Annotated in this window: 13 protein-coding genes; 10 read left to right on the plus strand and 3 right to left on the minus strand. The window is 63.5% G+C overall.

The window, feature by feature from the left end; all coding sequences use genetic code 11:
• Positions 1-12: 12 nt before the first annotated feature.
• From B9A31_RS18725 to B9A31_RS18740, 4 genes are read left to right on the plus strand one after another with little or no spacing between them, the layout of a single operon-like run.
• Positions 13-795, plus strand: coding sequence for an ABC transporter permease (locus B9A31_RS18725; RefSeq protein WP_019099872.1), 783 nt, complete (start codon positions 13-15; stop codon positions 793-795).
• Complete coding sequence (locus tag B9A31_RS18730; protein WP_019099873.1) at positions 795-1646, plus strand: ABC transporter ATP-binding protein; 852 nt, start codon at positions 795-797, stop codon at positions 1644-1646. Before B9A31_RS18725 ends, B9A31_RS18730 begins: the two co-directional genes overlap by 1 nt.
• Positions 1643-2608, plus strand: a complete 966-nt coding sequence (locus B9A31_RS18735) for a HEAT repeat domain-containing protein (RefSeq protein WP_025754989.1) — start codon at positions 1643-1645, stop codon at positions 2606-2608. The genes B9A31_RS18730 and B9A31_RS18735 overlap by 4 nt, the downstream gene beginning before the upstream one ends.
• The gene (locus tag B9A31_RS18740) at positions 2608-2889 is read left to right on the plus strand and encodes a DUF971 domain-containing protein (RefSeq protein ID WP_025754988.1); all 282 of its coding nucleotides are present in this window, start codon (positions 2608-2610) and stop codon (positions 2887-2889) included. Before B9A31_RS18735 ends, B9A31_RS18740 begins: the two co-directional genes overlap by 1 nt.
• A gap of 157 nt (positions 2890-3046) precedes the next feature.
• Here B9A31_RS18740 and B9A31_RS18745 read toward each other — a convergent pair whose 3' ends face one another.
• Both B9A31_RS18745 and B9A31_RS18750 read right to left on the minus strand, forming a co-directional pair.
• Entirely contained in the window at positions 3047-3910 is an 864-nt protein-coding gene (locus B9A31_RS18745) for an ABC transporter ATP-binding protein (protein ID WP_050587803.1), read from the minus strand.
• Positions 3907-5496: an ABC transporter permease gene (locus B9A31_RS18750; protein WP_025754986.1), complete on the minus strand. Its 1590-nt coding sequence runs from the start codon at positions 5494-5496 to the stop codon at positions 3907-3909. The genes B9A31_RS18745 and B9A31_RS18750 overlap by 4 nt, the downstream gene beginning before the upstream one ends.
• A gap of 297 nt (positions 5497-5793) precedes the next feature.
• On the opposite strand from B9A31_RS18750, the gene B9A31_RS18755 reads away from it, so the two are divergent.
• Together B9A31_RS18755 and B9A31_RS18760 are read left to right on the plus strand one after the other, a co-directional pair.
• Positions 5794-6831 (plus strand): ABC transporter substrate-binding protein, encoded by a 1038-nt coding sequence (locus tag B9A31_RS18755; protein ID WP_027615960.1) that lies wholly within the window; start codon positions 5794-5796, stop codon positions 6829-6831.
• A gap of 40 nt (positions 6832-6871) precedes the next feature.
• Positions 6872-7777 carry a TauD/TfdA dioxygenase family protein gene (locus tag B9A31_RS18760; protein ID WP_019096494.1) on the plus strand — a complete coding sequence of 302 codons (906 nt, stop codon included), beginning with the start codon at positions 6872-6874 and terminating at the stop codon, positions 7775-7777.
• A 114-nt stretch (positions 7778-7891) separates the two neighbouring features.
• Here B9A31_RS18760 and B9A31_RS18765 read toward each other — a convergent pair whose 3' ends face one another.
• Entirely contained in the window at positions 7892-8806 is a 915-nt protein-coding gene (locus B9A31_RS18765; protein ID WP_019096493.1) for a LysR family transcriptional regulator, read from the minus strand.
• Positions 8807-8998: 192 nt separating this feature from the next.
• Between B9A31_RS18765 and B9A31_RS18770 the strand changes: the two genes are divergently transcribed.
• The 4 genes from B9A31_RS18770 to gabT all read left to right on the plus strand — a co-directional run bounded on the left by B9A31_RS18770 (position 8999) and on the right by gabT (position 16168).
• Positions 8999-11335 carry a TonB-dependent receptor gene (locus B9A31_RS18770; protein ID WP_027615959.1) on the plus strand — a complete coding sequence of 779 codons (2337 nt, stop codon included), beginning with the start codon at positions 8999-9001 and terminating at the stop codon, positions 11333-11335.
• 17 nt (positions 11336-11352) lie between these two features.
• Positions 11353-13029, plus strand: coding sequence for an aryl-sulfate sulfotransferase (locus B9A31_RS18775; RefSeq protein ID WP_019096491.1), 1677 nt, complete (start codon positions 11353-11355; stop codon positions 13027-13029).
• Between the two features lie 236 nt (positions 13030-13265).
• On the plus strand, positions 13266-14708 hold the full coding sequence (gene gabD, locus B9A31_RS18780; protein ID WP_015268576.1) for an NADP-dependent succinate-semialdehyde dehydrogenase: 1443 nt from the start codon (positions 13266-13268) through the stop codon (positions 14706-14708).
• Between the two features lie 182 nt (positions 14709-14890).
• On the plus strand, positions 14891-16168 hold the full coding sequence (gabT, locus tag B9A31_RS18785) for a 4-aminobutyrate--2-oxoglutarate transaminase (protein ID WP_019096490.1): 1278 nt from the start codon (positions 14891-14893) through the stop codon (positions 16166-16168).
• The last annotated feature ends 5 nt before the right edge of the window (positions 16169-16173 follow it).

The following is a 16173-nucleotide window of genomic DNA, read 5'->3' on the forward strand; positions in this document are numbered from 1 at the left end:
GGAGGCACCGACATGACCCGCAACCTCAAGCGCTGGCCGGTGCGCCTGGCGTCGCTGCTGGCCTGCCTGCTGTTCTGGCAGGTGGCGGCAAGCGTGAAACTGGACCTCGGCCTGCTGACCTTCACCTATGTCCCCACACCCAAGGCGGTGCTGGACGCTGCCTGGCAGTTGCTGACCTCCAGCACCCTGCTGGCGCACCTGGGCAGCAGCCTGTCGCGGGTGTTTGCCGGTTATGCCACGGCGGCGCTGGTTGGCGTGGCCCTGGGGTTGCTGATCGGCCGCTCGAAATGGGCTGAAGACACCCTGCTGCCGCCGCTGGAAGTGCTGCGGCCGATTCCGGCGGTGGCGTGGATCCCGCTGGCGATCCTGATGTTCCCGTCGTCGGAACTGTCGATGGTGTTCATCACCTTCACCGGCGCGTTTTTCCCCATCCTGCTCAACACCGTGCACGGCGTCGAGGCGGTCGACCCGCGCCTGGTGGCATCGGCACGCAGCCTCGGTGCCGGGCGCTGGGCGATCCTGCGCGAAGTGGTGTTGCCTGGGGCGTTGCCGAGCATCGTCACCGGCCTGGCCATCGGCATGGGGACGTCATGGTTCTGCCTGGTCACCGCCGAGATGATTTCCGGGCAGTTCGGCATCGGCTACTACACCTGGGAGTCCTACACCTTGCAAAACTACCCGGACATCATCGTCGGCATGCTGCTGATCGGCGTGCTGGGCATGGGCAGCAGCGCCCTGGTCAAGCGCCTGGGGGCGCTGGCCACGCCGTGGTACCGCACGCGGAGGGCCAGTTGATGAACAGTTATCAACAGGCGCCGGGGCGTATCGAGGGTCGTGGCCTGTCGATCTGCCTGGGGCACGGCAGCGAAGCGTTCGAGGCAGTGCAGCGCCTGGACTTTGCCGTGGCGCCTGGCGAGTTTGTCTGCATCCTCGGCCCTTCCGGTTGTGGCAAGTCGACGTTGCTCGGCGCCCTGGCCGGGCACCTGGTGCCCAGCAGCGGCCAGCTGAACGTGGACGGCCAGCCCGTTGCCGGGCCGTCACCGCAGCGTGGCATGGTGTTCCAGCACCACACCTTGCTGCCCTGGCGCAGCGTGCTCGACAACGTGGCCTTCGGCCTGAAAATGCAGGGCCTGGGCCGCGCCGAACGTCACCGGCAAGCTCGCGAAATGCTGCAACTGGTGGGATTGGCCGACTTTGCCGGGCGCTGGCCCAACCAGCTGTCCGGCGGTATGCAGCAACGGGCCGAAATTGCCCGGGTGCTGATCAACCGCCCACGGCTCTTGCTGATGGACGAACCCTTCGGCGCACTGGATGCGCAAACCCGTGCACGCATGCAGGAACTGTTGCTGGAGATCTGGGCCAGCATCCGCACCACCGTGGTGTTCGTTACCCACGATATCGACGAAGCGCTGTTCCTCGCCGACCGCATCCTGGTGATGAGCCCGCGCCCCGGCCGCTTCATCGAAGACCTGCGCCTGGACTTTGCGCGCCCCCGCCGCGCCAGCCTGCTGACCAGCCCTGAATTCACTCACCTCAAGCGTCACTGCCTGGCGTTGCTGCGCCACGAGGAAGGCCGCGAACTGCCGCGCCTGACCCCGCTGGGCCTGCCGGACACTGACCACCCACCGCTACGGATCGCGCTATGACTGACCGAACGACCGACAACCCCGATATCCTCGCCCTGTTGCCTCGCCTTGAAGCCACAGACGCTGGCGTGCGACGCATCGCCCTGATCGACCTGGCCGACCTGGAAGACCCGGATGGCTTGCCATGGCTCACCGATGCACTGCTGGTGGACACCGCCGATGAGGTGCGTGCCGAGGCCGCACGCCTGCTGGAGGCCTGGGAAGAACCCGAAGTTGTGCAAGCCCTGTGCGCTGCGCTGGCCGATGCCGCCGAACCGGTACGGCTGGCAGCTGCGCAGAGCCTTAGCGAACTCAAGAGCCTTGAAGCCGGCCAGTTGATCCTGCCATGGGCCAAGCACGCCGATGCCTTTGTCCGCGCCAGTGCCCTGCGAGCCTTGCGCGAGCTGCGCCTGGAGGATGCTGCCGAACCTGCGTTGCTGGCGCTGGCCGATGACGACGCCGCCGTGCGACGTGAGGCCGTGGGCATTCTTGGCTGGCTCAAGCACCAGCCGGCGTTGCTGGCGCTGGCAGCGCTCGCCGAGGCCGAGCCGGACACCGAGGTGCGCCGCGCGGCCATCGGCGCGTTGGGCCTTGCCCGGGACAGCTCGGTGTTGCCAGCGTTGGTGGCAGCATTGACTGACCAGGCCTGGCAAGTGCGCGAGGAAGCCGCCACCACGTTAGGCAAAGTCGGTCAGGACCAGGCAGGCCCGGCGCTGGTGGAGGCCCTTGCCGATGACTTCTGGCAGGTACGCCTGCGGGCAGCGCGTTCACTGGGTCGGTTGCGCTATGCCGCTGCACTGGATGCGCTTGGCGCGTTGCTTGGCCATGGCATTGCCAACCTGCGCAAGGAAGCGGCGCTGGCCCTTGGCGAGCTGGGCCAGGCGCGTGCCTTGCCGGTGCTGCAGGCCGCCGAGGCCGACAGCGACCCTGAGGTGCGCAAGGCGGTGCGGATTGCCCTGGCGCAACTGCGCGGTGCAGCCTGATGAACGCCCCGCAAGCCATTCGCAACCTGCGCGGGCCAGGGCAGCTGGTACTGCAATGGGAAGACGGCGAGCACAGCCTCAGCCATACCCGTTTGCGCGGTGCTTGCCCCTGTTCACAATGCCGTGCGGCGCGGCTGTCGGGCGCGATCAGCCTGGTGCGCGACGATGTGCGCGTGGTACAGATCGAGTCGCAAGGATATGGCGTGCAGTTGGTGTTCAGCGATGGGCATGAGCGCGGGATCTACCCTTGGGCTTACCTGCGCGACCTTGGCAGCCAGTGAAGCTGATCCCTCAGGCTACTGCATCCCCCTGTAGGAGCAGCCTTTTGCTGCGAAGAGGCCGGTAAGGCTAAAGATCATCTTCAGCTGCAATGGCCTCTTCGCAGCACAAGGCTGCTCCTACAGGGCCAGTGTCTGCCCTGAAATTGTCGCCGGTCATTCACAGAGCAATCAGCTCCGGCCGCAGCCCTTCCACCCGTCGCGCCGGCGCTGGCAGGTAGCCGCCATCCCCGGTGATCTGGTGCAGCACTTTTTCGCGCAACCCATGCAGCGCTACACCGCTGCGCAACCGTGGGTGCGGCAGGTCGATCTCGACCACCGACTTGATCCTGCCCGGCCGTGGCTCCAGCACCACCACCCGATCCGCCAGGTACGTCGCCTCTTCGGCATCGTGGGTCACCAGCAAGGTGGTGATACCTGCACGCTCGCGAATGGCCAGCAGCTCGTCCTGCAGTTGCTGGCGGGTCAGCGCATCGAGTGCACCGAACGGCTCGTCCAGCAGCAGAATCCGTGGGCTGGCCACCAACCCACGGGCAATCGCCACGCGTTGGGCCATGCCGCCGGAAAGCTGGTGCGGGTACGCGGTCTCGAAGCCGGCCAGCCCCACCAGCAACACGAACTCATGCACACGGCGGGCACGCTCCCCCTGGGTCAGTTGCTCGTTCACCAGGCCCAAGGCGATGTTCTGTTCCACCGTCAGCCAAGGGAACAGGCGGTGCTCTTGGAACACGATGCCGCGCTCGCCACCGATGCCGCTGACGGTGTGCCCGTCGACGCGGATGCTGCCGCTGTAGTCGGTGTCCAGGCCCACCAGCAAGCGCAGCAAGGTGGACTTGCCACAACCGGATGCGCCGACAATGGCGATGAACTCGCCTTCGTTGATCGACAGGTTGAAGTTGCGGATGGCCTCGAACGGTTGGCCGTCCACGGTGAACACCTTGCCGACCCCTTCGAAGCTGACCAAGGGCGGGGTGGTGTCGGGCTGGTTGGCCGCGTGCAGGTGTGAGGTGTTGAAGGCGTTCATGCGGTTCTCCAGCGCGTGGCGCGCGATTCGAGGCGTTGTCCAAGGTTGCCGAGCAGGGCGCCGACCAGGCCGATCAGGACCATGGCGGCCATTACCTGGTCCATGCGGAACAGTTGCTGGGCGCCGATCATCAGGCTGGCGATGCCGCCGTCCGAAGGCATGAAGTATTCGGCGCCGATGGTGCCCAGCCAGGCGTAGATCAGCGACAGGCGCAGCCCGGCGAAAATCGCCGGGGCCGCACCGGGCAGTACCAGCAGACGCAAGCGTTGCCACAGGTTCAGGCGCAGCGTGCGGGCGGCTTCGCCCAGCTGTGGCGAGAGGCTGGCGATACCCCGCTGAGTAGCGATCAGCAACGGGAAGAACGCGGCCAGGCCTACGAAAACGTGCTTGGCCCCTTCACCCAGGCCGAACCAGGCGGTGAGCAGCGGCACCCAGGCGAACAGCGCCACCTGGCGCAAGGCCGAAAGGCTTGGCCCGAAAAGGCGTTCTGCGTGGTTTGAAAGCCCTAGCAGCAACCCGGTCAGCAGGCCGGCGCCACCCCCCAGCAGCAGGCCGGTGAGGGTGCGTTCCAGGCTCAGCAGCAAGGCCTGCGGCAGCGACCCATCGGCCAAACCGACCAGCAGCGTGCGCAGTACCTCAAGTGGTGAGGTGAGAATGTTCGGGTCAACCCAGCCAAAGCTGCTGCTGGCTTGCCACACTGCCAGCAGTGCCAGTGGCAACAGCAGGCTTTGCCAGCCCCGTGGCACTGGCCCGCGCTGCTGTTCGCCGGTGGCCGGTTGTGGCCAGAACAGCACGTGCTTTTCCAGGATAGAGAAGCCGCGCTCCAGCACGGCACCGACCAGGCCGATCACCAGGATGCACAGCAGCACAAGGTCGAGCATGAACAGCTGCCGACCCCACACCATCAGGTAGCCGATCCCTTCGCTGGAGGCGAGCAACTCGACCGCCAGCAGCGAGGTCCAACCAGTGGCCAGGGCCAAGCGCACGCCGGTGAGAAACGCGGGCAGGGCAGCCGGCAACAGCAGGCGCAGAAACAGCAAGTGCCGGGGCAGGCGCAGGGCCAACGCGGCTTCACGCAGTTTGGGCTGGGCATCGCGTACACCTACCAGCGTGTGCAAGGTGACGGGAACCACCACGGCCTTTACCAGCACCACGAGCTTCAACAACTCGCCGATGCCGAAGAACAGCATGAACAACGGAATCCAGGCCAACGTAGGAATCTGTGCCAGTGCTACGAAGGTTGGCAGCACCAGTGTCTGTGCCCGCTGCGAAGCGCCCAGCCATACGCCCAGCAGCAAGCCGCTGCCGATACCTACCGCCAGCCCCCAGAACAACCGTTGCAAGCTTATCCACAGGTGCCCCCAAAGCTCGCCGGAGCCAAACTCCACCGCGCTCTGCCACACCAGCGCTGGCGCCGGCAGAATCTGCTCGCTCATCCAGTGCTGCCGGCTGGCCACCACCCACAACACGGCAATCGCCGCAGGCACTAAGTACGCAAGGCCTTTGTAGGAGCGGCCTTGCGCAGCGAATGGGCCGCGCAGCGGCCCTCGAACCCACCCCCGACCCTTGCTCAGAACTCCATTCATAGGCCATCTCTCAAAACGTTGTTATGTTATTCATTAATGGAATAAAAAATTTCCAAATATGACTTTCAAGAGATAACAGCATGCGCTTCCTGCATACGGAAGCCCCCCGCCGTTGCGTTTTCCTCATATTTTCCATGCACTTTTCGCAAGCCTGTCGCAGGCCCGCATGCCGCCTGATTTATGCCTTCCAGTTACTAAAAAATGAAGTTTTGATCTTTGTAGGTTCTAACCAGACCTGCCTAGCTTCTGGCCAAAGCGCCGGCCATCGCCGGTGGCAGCCTGCCAAGGAGCCTTGCCATGAAAACCCCGTTGCGCCACCTGATTACAGCCCTTGGGCTGGCCATCACCCTCAGCGCCCATGCGACCGAACCAGCCAAGCCTGAAACCATCCGCATCGCCGTACCCGACCTCAGCGCCGGCAGCAAGCCCAGCGCAGGCGGTGTAGTCGATGTATTGCGTGACCAGCAGTTGCTGGAGAAGGAATTCGCCAAGGATGGCATCCGCATCGACTGGCACTTCTTCAAGGGGGCCGGCCCTGTGGTGAACGAGGCGCTGGCCAACGGCCAGGCCGACTTTGCCTACCTGGGTGACCTGGCTGCGATCGTCGGCAAGGCCAATGGCCTGGATACCCGCGTGCTGACGGCGGGCGTGCGGGGGGTCAAGAGCTACCTGGGCGTGGTGCCTGGCTCTGGCATCAAGACCCTGCACGACCTCAAGGGCAAGCGCGTAGCGGTGTTCCGCGGTACAGCCAACCAGCTGTCGTTCGCCAGCGCCCTGGCCAGCCAAGGGCTGACCGAGCGTGAGCTGAAGGTGATCAACCTGGACTTCAACGCCGCCAATGCTGCGCTGGCAGCCAAGCAGATCGACGCCACCTGGGGCCTGTCCAACCTGCTGTCGCTGCGTGAACGCGGGCTGGTCGAGCTGCCGGTCAACTCGCGGGACCTCGAAGGCGCCGGTAGCACCCAGGCAGTGCTGTTGGGCACTGGTGACTTCATCCGCAAGTACCCCGAACTGGTCCAGCGCCTGGTCAACGCCCAGGAGCAGGCCAGTACCTGGTTGCGAGACGAACATAACCGTGACGCCTACATCGATCTGGTGGCCAGCAATGCCAACTGGCCGCGCAGCATCCTCAGCGATGACCTGGCCAAGGAAGACCTTGCCCACTACTTCGACCCACGCCTGGACGCTGACTTCGTCGGCCAGCTGCAGCAGGGCGTAGACCTGGCGGCCAAGGAACGCCTGATCCGCCGTGGCTTCCAGGTAGCCGACTGGATCGAACCGCGTTTCCTCGATGCTGCGCTGAAACAGGAACAGGCCGTGCAGGCCGCCCGCTGAACCTTCAAAAAACCCGACAATGACCGCAAGGACCACGACCATGAGCAATGCCGCCCTGGCCACCGCGCCACAAACCCTCGAACTCGACATTCACCCGGTTGCCGGCCGTATCGGCGCCGAAATCCGCGGTGTGCAACTGTCCGCCGACCTCGATGCCGCCACCATCGAGGCTATCCAGGCTGCACTGGTACAGCACAAGGTGATCTTCTTCCGCGGCCAGACGCACCTGGATGACCAGAGCCAGGAAGGCTTTGCCAAACTGCTCGGCGAGCCGGTCGCCCACCCCACCGTACCGGTGGTGGATGGCACCAGCTACCTGCTGCAACTCGATGGCGCCGAAGGCCAGCGGGCCAACTCCTGGCACACCGACGTGACCTTCGTCGACGCCTACCCCAAGGCCTCGATCCTGCGCAGCGTGGTAGCGCCGGCTTCGGGTGGCGATACCGTCTGGGCCAACACCGCCGCGGCTTATCAGGAACTGCCCGAGCCGCTGCGCGAGCTGGCCGACAAGCTGTGGGCGGTGCACAGCAACGAATACGACTACGCCAGCATCAAGCCCGATGTCGACCCGGCCAAGCTGGAGCGCTACCGCAAGGTGTTCACATCCACCGTTTACGAGACCGAGCACCCGGTAGTGCGTGTGCACCCGATCAGTGGCGAGCGGGCGCTGCAACTGGGGCATTTCGTGAAGCGCATCAAGGGGTATTCGCTGGCGGATTCGCAGCACCTGTTCGCGGTGCTGCAAGGGCATGTGACGCGCCTGGAAAACACCGTGCGCTGGCGCTGGCAGGCGGGGGATGTGGCGATCTGGGATAACCGGGCGACGCAGCACTATGCGGTGGATGACTATGGCACTCAGCCACGGGTAGTGCGCCGGGTGACGTTGGCGGGTGAGGTGCCGGTCGGGGTGGATGGGCAACTCAGCCGCACTACGCGTAAAGGCTGATATCGCCGGGGCCGCTTTGCGGCTCTTTCGCGACACAAGGCCGCTCCTGCAGGCGATCGCATACCCTTGTAGGAGCGGCCTCGTGCCGCGAAACGGGGGCGAAGCCGCCGCCAGCTACACCTCGGTATCACAGGCTATCAACTGCCTGACCAACCCTTGCGCCAACGGCGACAAGCCATAACCCACCCGGCTCACCACACCATAGCGGGTATAGAACGTCTCCTCCTGCTCCGGCGTCAGGTCCGCCAGCTTCAACGCCACCAGTCCCCGTTCCATCTCATACGGCCGCAAATTGGCATTGCAGGCAATGCCGATGGTGTCCGAATGCATCACTACATTCAGCAGCGCATAGCCATGCTCGCACTCTACCGATGGCAGGAAGTCCTGCCGTCCGCTCAGGTCGCTGAGGATTTTGCGGATATTCGGCGGCCTGAAGGTCGTGGCCAGCGGGTAGTCGAACAGGTCACGTGCCTGCACGCTCTCCTGTTCGGTCAGCGGGTGCCCGGCGCGGCAGCAGAAATGCCAGCGTTGCGGGGCCAGCTTGTGCACCTGGTAATCCGGGTCCGACTCGAACTGGCGGGTGTCGGCAACAAAGAACTCGATCTCTTCGGCAACCAGCTTGCGGTTCAGCGCCTGCCAGTTGTCCACCTGGAAGCAGGTGCGCGCCGCCGGGTACTCGGCCACGAAGCGCGCAACCGCCCGTGGCACCAACCCCCCGGCCGGCGCCGGACCGGAGCCGAAGCGCACCACGCCCGTAGTGGCGCCGTTGAACTGGTGGATTTCGTTGACCAGGTTGTGCGCCCCATGCACCAGCCGCCGCGAATGCTCCAGCACCAACAAGCCTTGGCGGGTGGGCGCCAGCTCCTTGCTGGCGCGGTCCACCAGGCGGCAGCCAATGTTGTGCTCCAAGGTCTGGATGCTGCGGCTGAACGCCGATTGTGACAGGTTCACGGCAGCCGCAGCGGCCACGAAACTGCGGTGCTCGACAAGGGCGATGTAGTGGCGCAACTGACGCAGATCGATATGCATTTTCTACATTAAAACCTTCGGTCAAATGCAATTGCTGACAAGGGTGAGTCCCCTTATAAAGGGTGTTACTTATTCCACTAAATATGAATTACAAATATTTATATCACTTAAAAGAATATAAGCCCGACTGACCGCGATTCGGTTCCGCCAACGGAAATGCTCGCCAGGGCCCATGCCTCAAGGAGCATTTGCATGTCCGGACTTTCCCGTTGGCCTGCGCGCGCGTCGCGTTTTACCTTGCAACCCTTGGCCGCTGGCGTGCTGCTGGCGGCGTCTTCTGGCAGCTTCGCCGAAGAACCGGTCAGCGCCAGCCCGGCGGTGGAGCAGGAAGCCAAGCTTGGCACTGTCACGGTCAATGCCCGCCGTCGCGAAGAAACCGCGCAGAGCGTGCCCACGCCGATCAGCGTGCTCGACAGCGAGACCCTGGAAACCCAGCGCATCTACCGCGTGCAGGATCTGCAACAGCTGGTGCCCAGCACCAACGTCGCCTATGTGCATGCTCGCCAGTCGAGCATCTCGATTCGCGGCCTGGGCAACAACCCGGCCAGCGATGGTTTGGAGGGCAGCGTCGGCATCTATCTGGATAACGTCTACCTCGGTCGCCCCGGCATGGCGGTGTTCGACCTGCTGGACGTGGAGCAACTGGAGGTGCTGCGCGGCCCGCAGGGCACGCTGTTCGGCAAGAACACCACCGCCGGGGTGCTGAACATCACCACGCGCAAGCCCACCTTCCACCGCGAGGGCAGCATCCAGCAGTCGATTGGCGAAGACGGCTACCTGCAAACGCAAGGCAGCTTCTCGGGGCCGATCAGCGAGACCTTGGCCGGGCGTATCAGTGCCTACCGCACCGAAGATGATGGCTATGTGAAGAACATCCACAACGGCGACGACCTCAACGGAGGCAAGCGCCAGGGCTTTCGTACGCAGTTGCTGTTCAAGCCCAGCGACACCTTCAACCTGCGCTGGATCGGCGAGTACAACGAAGAAGACTCCAACAACGGCATCCTCAGCCTGTTCAGCACCGGCCCCACCATCAATGGCGTCAACCGCTACGAAAGCCTGGCCGCCCAGGCGGGCGCGACACTGGTGTCGGGCAAGGACCGCAAGGTCAATTTCGACGCCGACCAGCAAGTAACGGTGTTCCAGGGCGGCACCTCGGTGGAGGCCAACTGGACGTTGCCCAACGATTTCACCCTGACTTCGATCACCGCCTACCGCTGGTGGGACTTCACCCCGCGCAACGACGATGGCCTGAACGTGCCGGTGTTCTACAGCGCCGGGGTATCGGTGCGCGACAAGCAGTACTCGCAGGAAATCCGCCTGGCTTCGCCCACCGGTGGCGCCTTCGACTATGTGCTGGGGGCGTACTACTTCAAGCAGGACCTGGACAACAAGTCCTTCACTTATTACGGGCCGCAGGCGGATGTCTGGAACCTGACCCCCGCCGGTGCCTTGAACAATGTCGATACCATCGGCAACGGCCACATCGACACCGACAGCTACGCGCTGTTCGCCCAAGGCACCTGGCATGTCACCGATCGTCTGGATTTCACTGTCGGCATTCGCGGTACCTATGAGGAGAAGAGCGCTTGGGTAACCCGCGATGCACCAAGCGGCGGTGCGGCTGTAACGGGTGCTGCTGCAGCGGCGCGGCAGGCCCGGATAGGGGCCTACGACTCGGGTGACCTCAACCAGTACAGCTTCAGCCCCTCCGGCCTGCTGGGCCTGAGCTACCGCTTCAACGAGCAGTTGCTGGGCTACGCCACCCTGACCCACGGCGAGAAGTCGGGCGGCGTCAACCTTACCGTCGGTGCTGCGCCACGGTTGGGTACCGATTCGCTGCTGGTGGGCACCGAGCGGGTCAACAACGCCGAACTGGGTTTGAAAAGCACCCTGTTCGACGGTCGGCTGCAACTTAACAGCAACCTGTTCTGGGCCGAAGTACATGGCTACCAGGCCAACGTCTACGACCAGATCAACCGCGTGCAATACCTGGCCAACGCCGGCCGCGTGCGGTCGCGCGGGCTGGAGTTCGAGGCCACGGCGCTGCCGATCCGCGGGCTTACCGTCAACTTCAACGGCTCGTGGAACGATGTGCGCTACACCGAGTACAAGGACGCCCCGTGCCCACCTGAGGTGAGCCTGGCCAATGCCACCGCCACCTGCGACCTGTCCGGCCACCAGGTGGTCGGTGCCTCCAAGTACATCGCCAACCTCAACACCCAATACAAATGGCAGGCCACCGAGCACGTAGAACCCTACGTCACTGCCAGCTACGCCTTCCGCTCGAAGGCGGTGGGCACCATCGACGATTCCGATTTCGGCCAGATCCCCAGCTACGCGCTGGTCAACCTTTCAGCCGGTGTGCGCCTGGACCAGGGCGACGGCGTGGTCGACCTGTCGCTGTGGGTGAAAAACGCCGGCGACAAAACCTATTTCACCAGCCTGTGGAACTCCGCCAACGGTGGCTATGCCGGTGTACTCGGCACCCCGCGCACCTTCGGCGCAACTGCCCGTTACGACTTCTGAGCACAAGGAGCTTTGCCATGAATGCCAAGACTGAAACCCCTGCATTGCCTGAGGGCGCCTGCCTGACCGCGAAAGTGCCGGAACGCGACGAAACGCTGCTCGGTGACGTGGTGGTCAACCCCTACCGGCTGGCACCGCTGACCGCGATTATCCGCGACGGTGGGCGCAGCCTGAGTGACGCGCATGTGCGCGTGCTGGGGCGCGGCGAGCGCGGGGTGGACATCGTCTATGACGTGTCTGATCGCTCATTGTGGACCTACGGCGGCATCCCGGTGTTTGGCCTGTACCCGGACCACGTCAACCAGGTGGAAGTGACCTACAAGCTGGACGGCGAGCGCATTCGCCAGCAGTACCAGATCTACGCCCCGGCCGTGCGCCTGCCGGTGGTGGCGAAGCAGACCGCCGCGTTGCCGGAAGTGGAGCCGATCAAGGTGGCGTCGGGTTTTGAAAAGCGCCTTTACCTCTTCAACCACTTGCAGGGTGACATACCGGGTGGCCGTGCCTTCAAGTGGAACGCCCTGGGCGGTGCGGCGGAGTGGGACCAGGTGGGCAACAACTGGATCGCCGACAGCAACGGCGATGTGCGCTGGTATCTGGACATCGAGCAGATCCACGATTCCAACCGCCGCGATGGCCTGGGCGGCACCATGGGTTTCCAGCAGACCCGCGATGGCAAGCTGATCTGGGGCCAGGGCCAGACCTATTCCAAGTACGACCTGCTGGGGCGGCGTATCTGGCAGCGCACGCTGCCCGACAAGTTCGCCGATTTCTCCCATGAAATCCGCGAGACCACCAACGGTACTTACCTGCTGCGGGTGGGTACCAGCGACTATCGCCGCCCGGACGGTAAGCGCGTACGTTCGATCCGTGACCACATCATCGAGGTTAACGAGGCCGGGGATGTGCTGGACTTCTGGGACCTCAACCAGATCCTCGATCCGTATCGAGGCGACTTGCTGGAAACCTTGGGCAAGGCCGCCATTCAGTTGCCGGAAGGGGTGCAGAAGCAAGACGAGCGGCTGGCAAATGAACTGGCCGAAGGTGATTTGCCCTTTGGTGACACCCCCGGTGTGGGCACCGGGCGCAACTGGGCGCACGTCAATGCCATCGACTACGACGCCGATGACGACAGCATCATCGTTTCAGCACGGCACCAGGGCGTGGCGAAGATCGGCCGCGACAAGCAGGTGAAATGGATCCTTGCCTCGCCCCAAGGCTGGCCGCAGCATCTGCGTGAAAAGGTACTGAAACCGGTCGAAAGCGAAGGTTTCGACTGGTCGTGGACCCAGCATACGGCCTGGCTGACCGGCAAGGGTACGCTGACCGTGTTCGACAATGGCTGGGGCCGTGACTTTGCACCGACCAAGCTGAGCGGCAACTACAGTCGGGCAGTGGAATACCGCATCGACGAGACCAAGGGCACGGTCGAGCAGGTGTGGGAGTACGGCAAGGAGCGCGGTGACGAGTGGTACAGCCCGGTCACTTCGGTGGTGGCTTACCGGCCGGAGACCGATACCCAGTTCATCTACTCGGCATCAGTAAACTTCCTGACGCCGGACAAGTTGACCACGACCGTGCTCAACGAAGTGCGGCGTGGGACCCAGGAGGTGCTGGTGGAGTTGAAGGTGCACAGCCGTCAGCCGGGCAGTGTCGGCTACCGGGCACTGGTGATCGACCTGGCCAAGGCATTCTGATTCATCCCTGCCGGGAGGGCCGTCGGTCCTCCCTTCACATTTTCTTCAGCGCGTTGGTCTACCCTGTACCGGCCATTTTGCGGGCAATTTCGGATAGGGTGTTCAACCATTCGTTCTTTTTTTCGAACAGCCTATTGTCCAACACCCCAGCAGCCGCTTAGCATTCGTTTGAGATTTCAAACGCTCGATGCCCTGCCTTGGGCGCTTTTCAACAATCAACAATTCGGGAAGCCGACATGCAGCTCAAAGACGCTCAGTTGTTCCGCCAGCAAGCCTACATCAATGGTGAGTGGCTGGATGCGGACAACGGCCAGACCATCAAGGTGACCAACCCGGCCACCGGTGAAGTCATCGGTACCGTGCCGAAGATGGGCACCGCGGAAACCCGCCGCGCCATCGAAGCCGCCGACAAGGCCCTGCCGGCCTGGCGTGCCCTGACCGCCAAAGAGCGTTCGGCCAAGCTGCGTCGCTGGTTCGAACTGATGATCGAGAACCAGGACGACCTGGCTCGCCTGATGACCACCGAACAAGGCAAGCCACTGGCCGAAGCCAAGGGCGAAATCGCCTACGCCGCCTCGTTCATCGAGTGGTTTGCCGAAGAAGCCAAGCGCGTCTACGGTGACACCATCCCTGGCCACCAGCCAGACAAGCGTCTGATCGTCATCAAGCAGCCAATCGGCGTTACCGCGGCCATCACCCCGTGGAACTTCCCGGCCGCCATGATCACCCGTAAAGCCGGCCCGGCCCTGGCCGCTGGCTGCACCATGGTGCTCAAGCCTGCCTCGCAAACCCCATACTCGGCACTGGCTCTGGTCGAGCTGGCGCACCGTGCCGGTATCCCGGCTGGCGTGCTGAGCGTCGTCACCGGTAGCGCTGGCGAAGTGGGTGGCGAGCTGACCGGTAACTCCCTGGTACGCAAGCTGTCCTTCACCGGCTCGACCGAAATCGGTCGCCAGCTGATGGAAGAATGCGCCAAGGACATCAAGAAGGTTTCCCTGGAGCTGGGTGGCAACGCCCCGTTCATCGTGTTCGACGACGCCGACCTGGACAAGGCGGTCGAGGGCGCGATCATTTCCAAGTACCGTAACAACGGCCAGACCTGCGTCTGCGCCAACCGTATCTACGTGCAGGACGGCGTCTACGACGCGTTCGCCCAGAAGCTGGCCGCCGCTGTCGCCAAGCTGAAGATCGGTAACGGCCTGGAAGAAGGCACCACCACTGGCCCGCTGATCGACGGTAAAGCTGTCGCCAAGGTTCAGGAGCACATCGAAGACGCCGTTGGCAAAGGCGCCAAGGTGCTGTCCGGTGGCAAGATCATCGAAGGCAACTTCTTCGAGCCGACCATCCTGGTTGACGTACCGAAGACCGCTGCCGTCGCCAAGGAAGAGACCTTCGGCCCACTGGCGCCGCTGTTCCGCTTCAAAGACGAAGCCGAAGTCATCGCCATGTCCAACGACACCGAGTTCGGCCTGGCTTCGTACTTCTACGCCCGCGACATGAGCCGTGTGTTCCGTGTTGCCGAAGCCCTGGAATACGGCATGGTGGGTATCAACACCGGCCTGATCTCCAACGAAGTCGCGCCATTCGGCGGCATCAAGGCTTCGGGCCTGGGCCGCGAAGGTTCCAAGTACGGTATCGAGGACTACCTCGAAATCAAATACCTGTGCATCAGCGTCTGATAGCACGGTAAAGGCTTTACCTCTGCCAGCGGGGCGCGAGAGCGACGTCTCGCTGGCCTTTTTTACATCGCAGTACCTGGTGGCCAGGGCGTTTGCGGCAGTCGATCAACGAATACTGTTCGCGAGCACTCCCAGCCACCCCCGAATAAAAGCGCCATTCCTGTCGGCGCAATGAGGGCATTATGAGCAAGACCAACGAATCCTTGATGCAACGTCGTGTAGCTGCCGTCCCACGTGGCGTCGGTCAAATTCACCCGATCTTCGTCGACACCGCGAAGAACTCGACCGTGATCGACGTTGAAGGCCGCGAACTGATCGACTTCGCCGGCGGCATCGCAGTACTGAACACCGGCCACCTGCACCCGAAAGTGGTTGCAGCCGTGCAAGATCAGCTGACCAAAGTCAGCCACACCTGCTTCCAGGTGCTGGCCTACGAACCCTACGTAGAGCTGTGCGAAAAGATCAACAAGCTGGTACCAGGCGACTTCGACAAGAAGACCCTGCTGGTCACCACCGGCTCCGAAGCCGTTGAAAACGCCGTAAAAATCGCCCGTGCTGCCACTGGTCGCGCTGGTGTCATCGCCTTCACCGGCGGCTACCACGGCCGTACCATGATGACCCTGGGCCTGACCGGCAAGGTTGTGCCGTACTCCGCTGGCATGGGCCTGATGCCAGGCGGCATCTTCCGCGCCCTGTTCCCGAGCGAACTGCACGGTATCAGCGTTGACGACGCCATCGCCTCGGTCGAGCGCATCTTCAAGAACGATGCCGAGCCACGCGACATCGCCGCGATCATCCTCGAGCCAGTACAAGGCGAAGGCGGCTTCCTGCCAGCGCCGAAAGAGCTGATGAAGCGCCTGCGCGAACTGTGCGACAAGCACGGTATCCTGCTGATCGCCGACGAAGTACAGACCGGCGCTGGCCGTACTGGTACCTTCTTCGCCATGGAACAGATGGGCGTTGCGCCTGACCTGACCACCTTCGCCAAGTCCATCGCTGGCGGCTTCCCGCTGGCCGGTGTGTGCGGCAAGGCCGAGTACATGGACGCCATCGCGCCAGGCGGCCTGGGCGGCACCTACGCCGGTTCGCCGATCGCTTGCGCCGCGGCCCTGGCCGTGATCGAAGTGTTCGAAGAAGAGAAACTGCTGGACCGCAGCAAGGCTGTGGGTGAGCGCCTGACCACTGGCCTGCGCGAAATCCAGAAGAAGTTCCCGATCATCGGCGACGTCCGTGGTCTGGGCTCGATGATTGCTGTCGAAGTCTTCGAGAAAGGCACTCACACCCCGGACGCTGCTGCTGTTGGCCAGGTTGTTGCCAAGGCACGCGACAAGGGTCTGATCCTGCTGTCCTGCGGCACCTACGGCAACGTCCTGCGTATCCTGGTACCGCTGACTGCTGAAGACGCCCTGCTGGACAAAGGCCTGGCCATCATCGAAGAGTGCTTCGCTGAACTCGCTTGATGTGA

The sequence above is a fragment of the Pseudomonas sp. URIL14HWK12:I5 genome (genome assembly GCF_900176445.1).
In the GTDB taxonomy this organism is placed as follows: domain Bacteria; phylum Pseudomonadota; class Gammaproteobacteria; order Pseudomonadales; family Pseudomonadaceae; genus Aquipseudomonas; species Aquipseudomonas monteilii.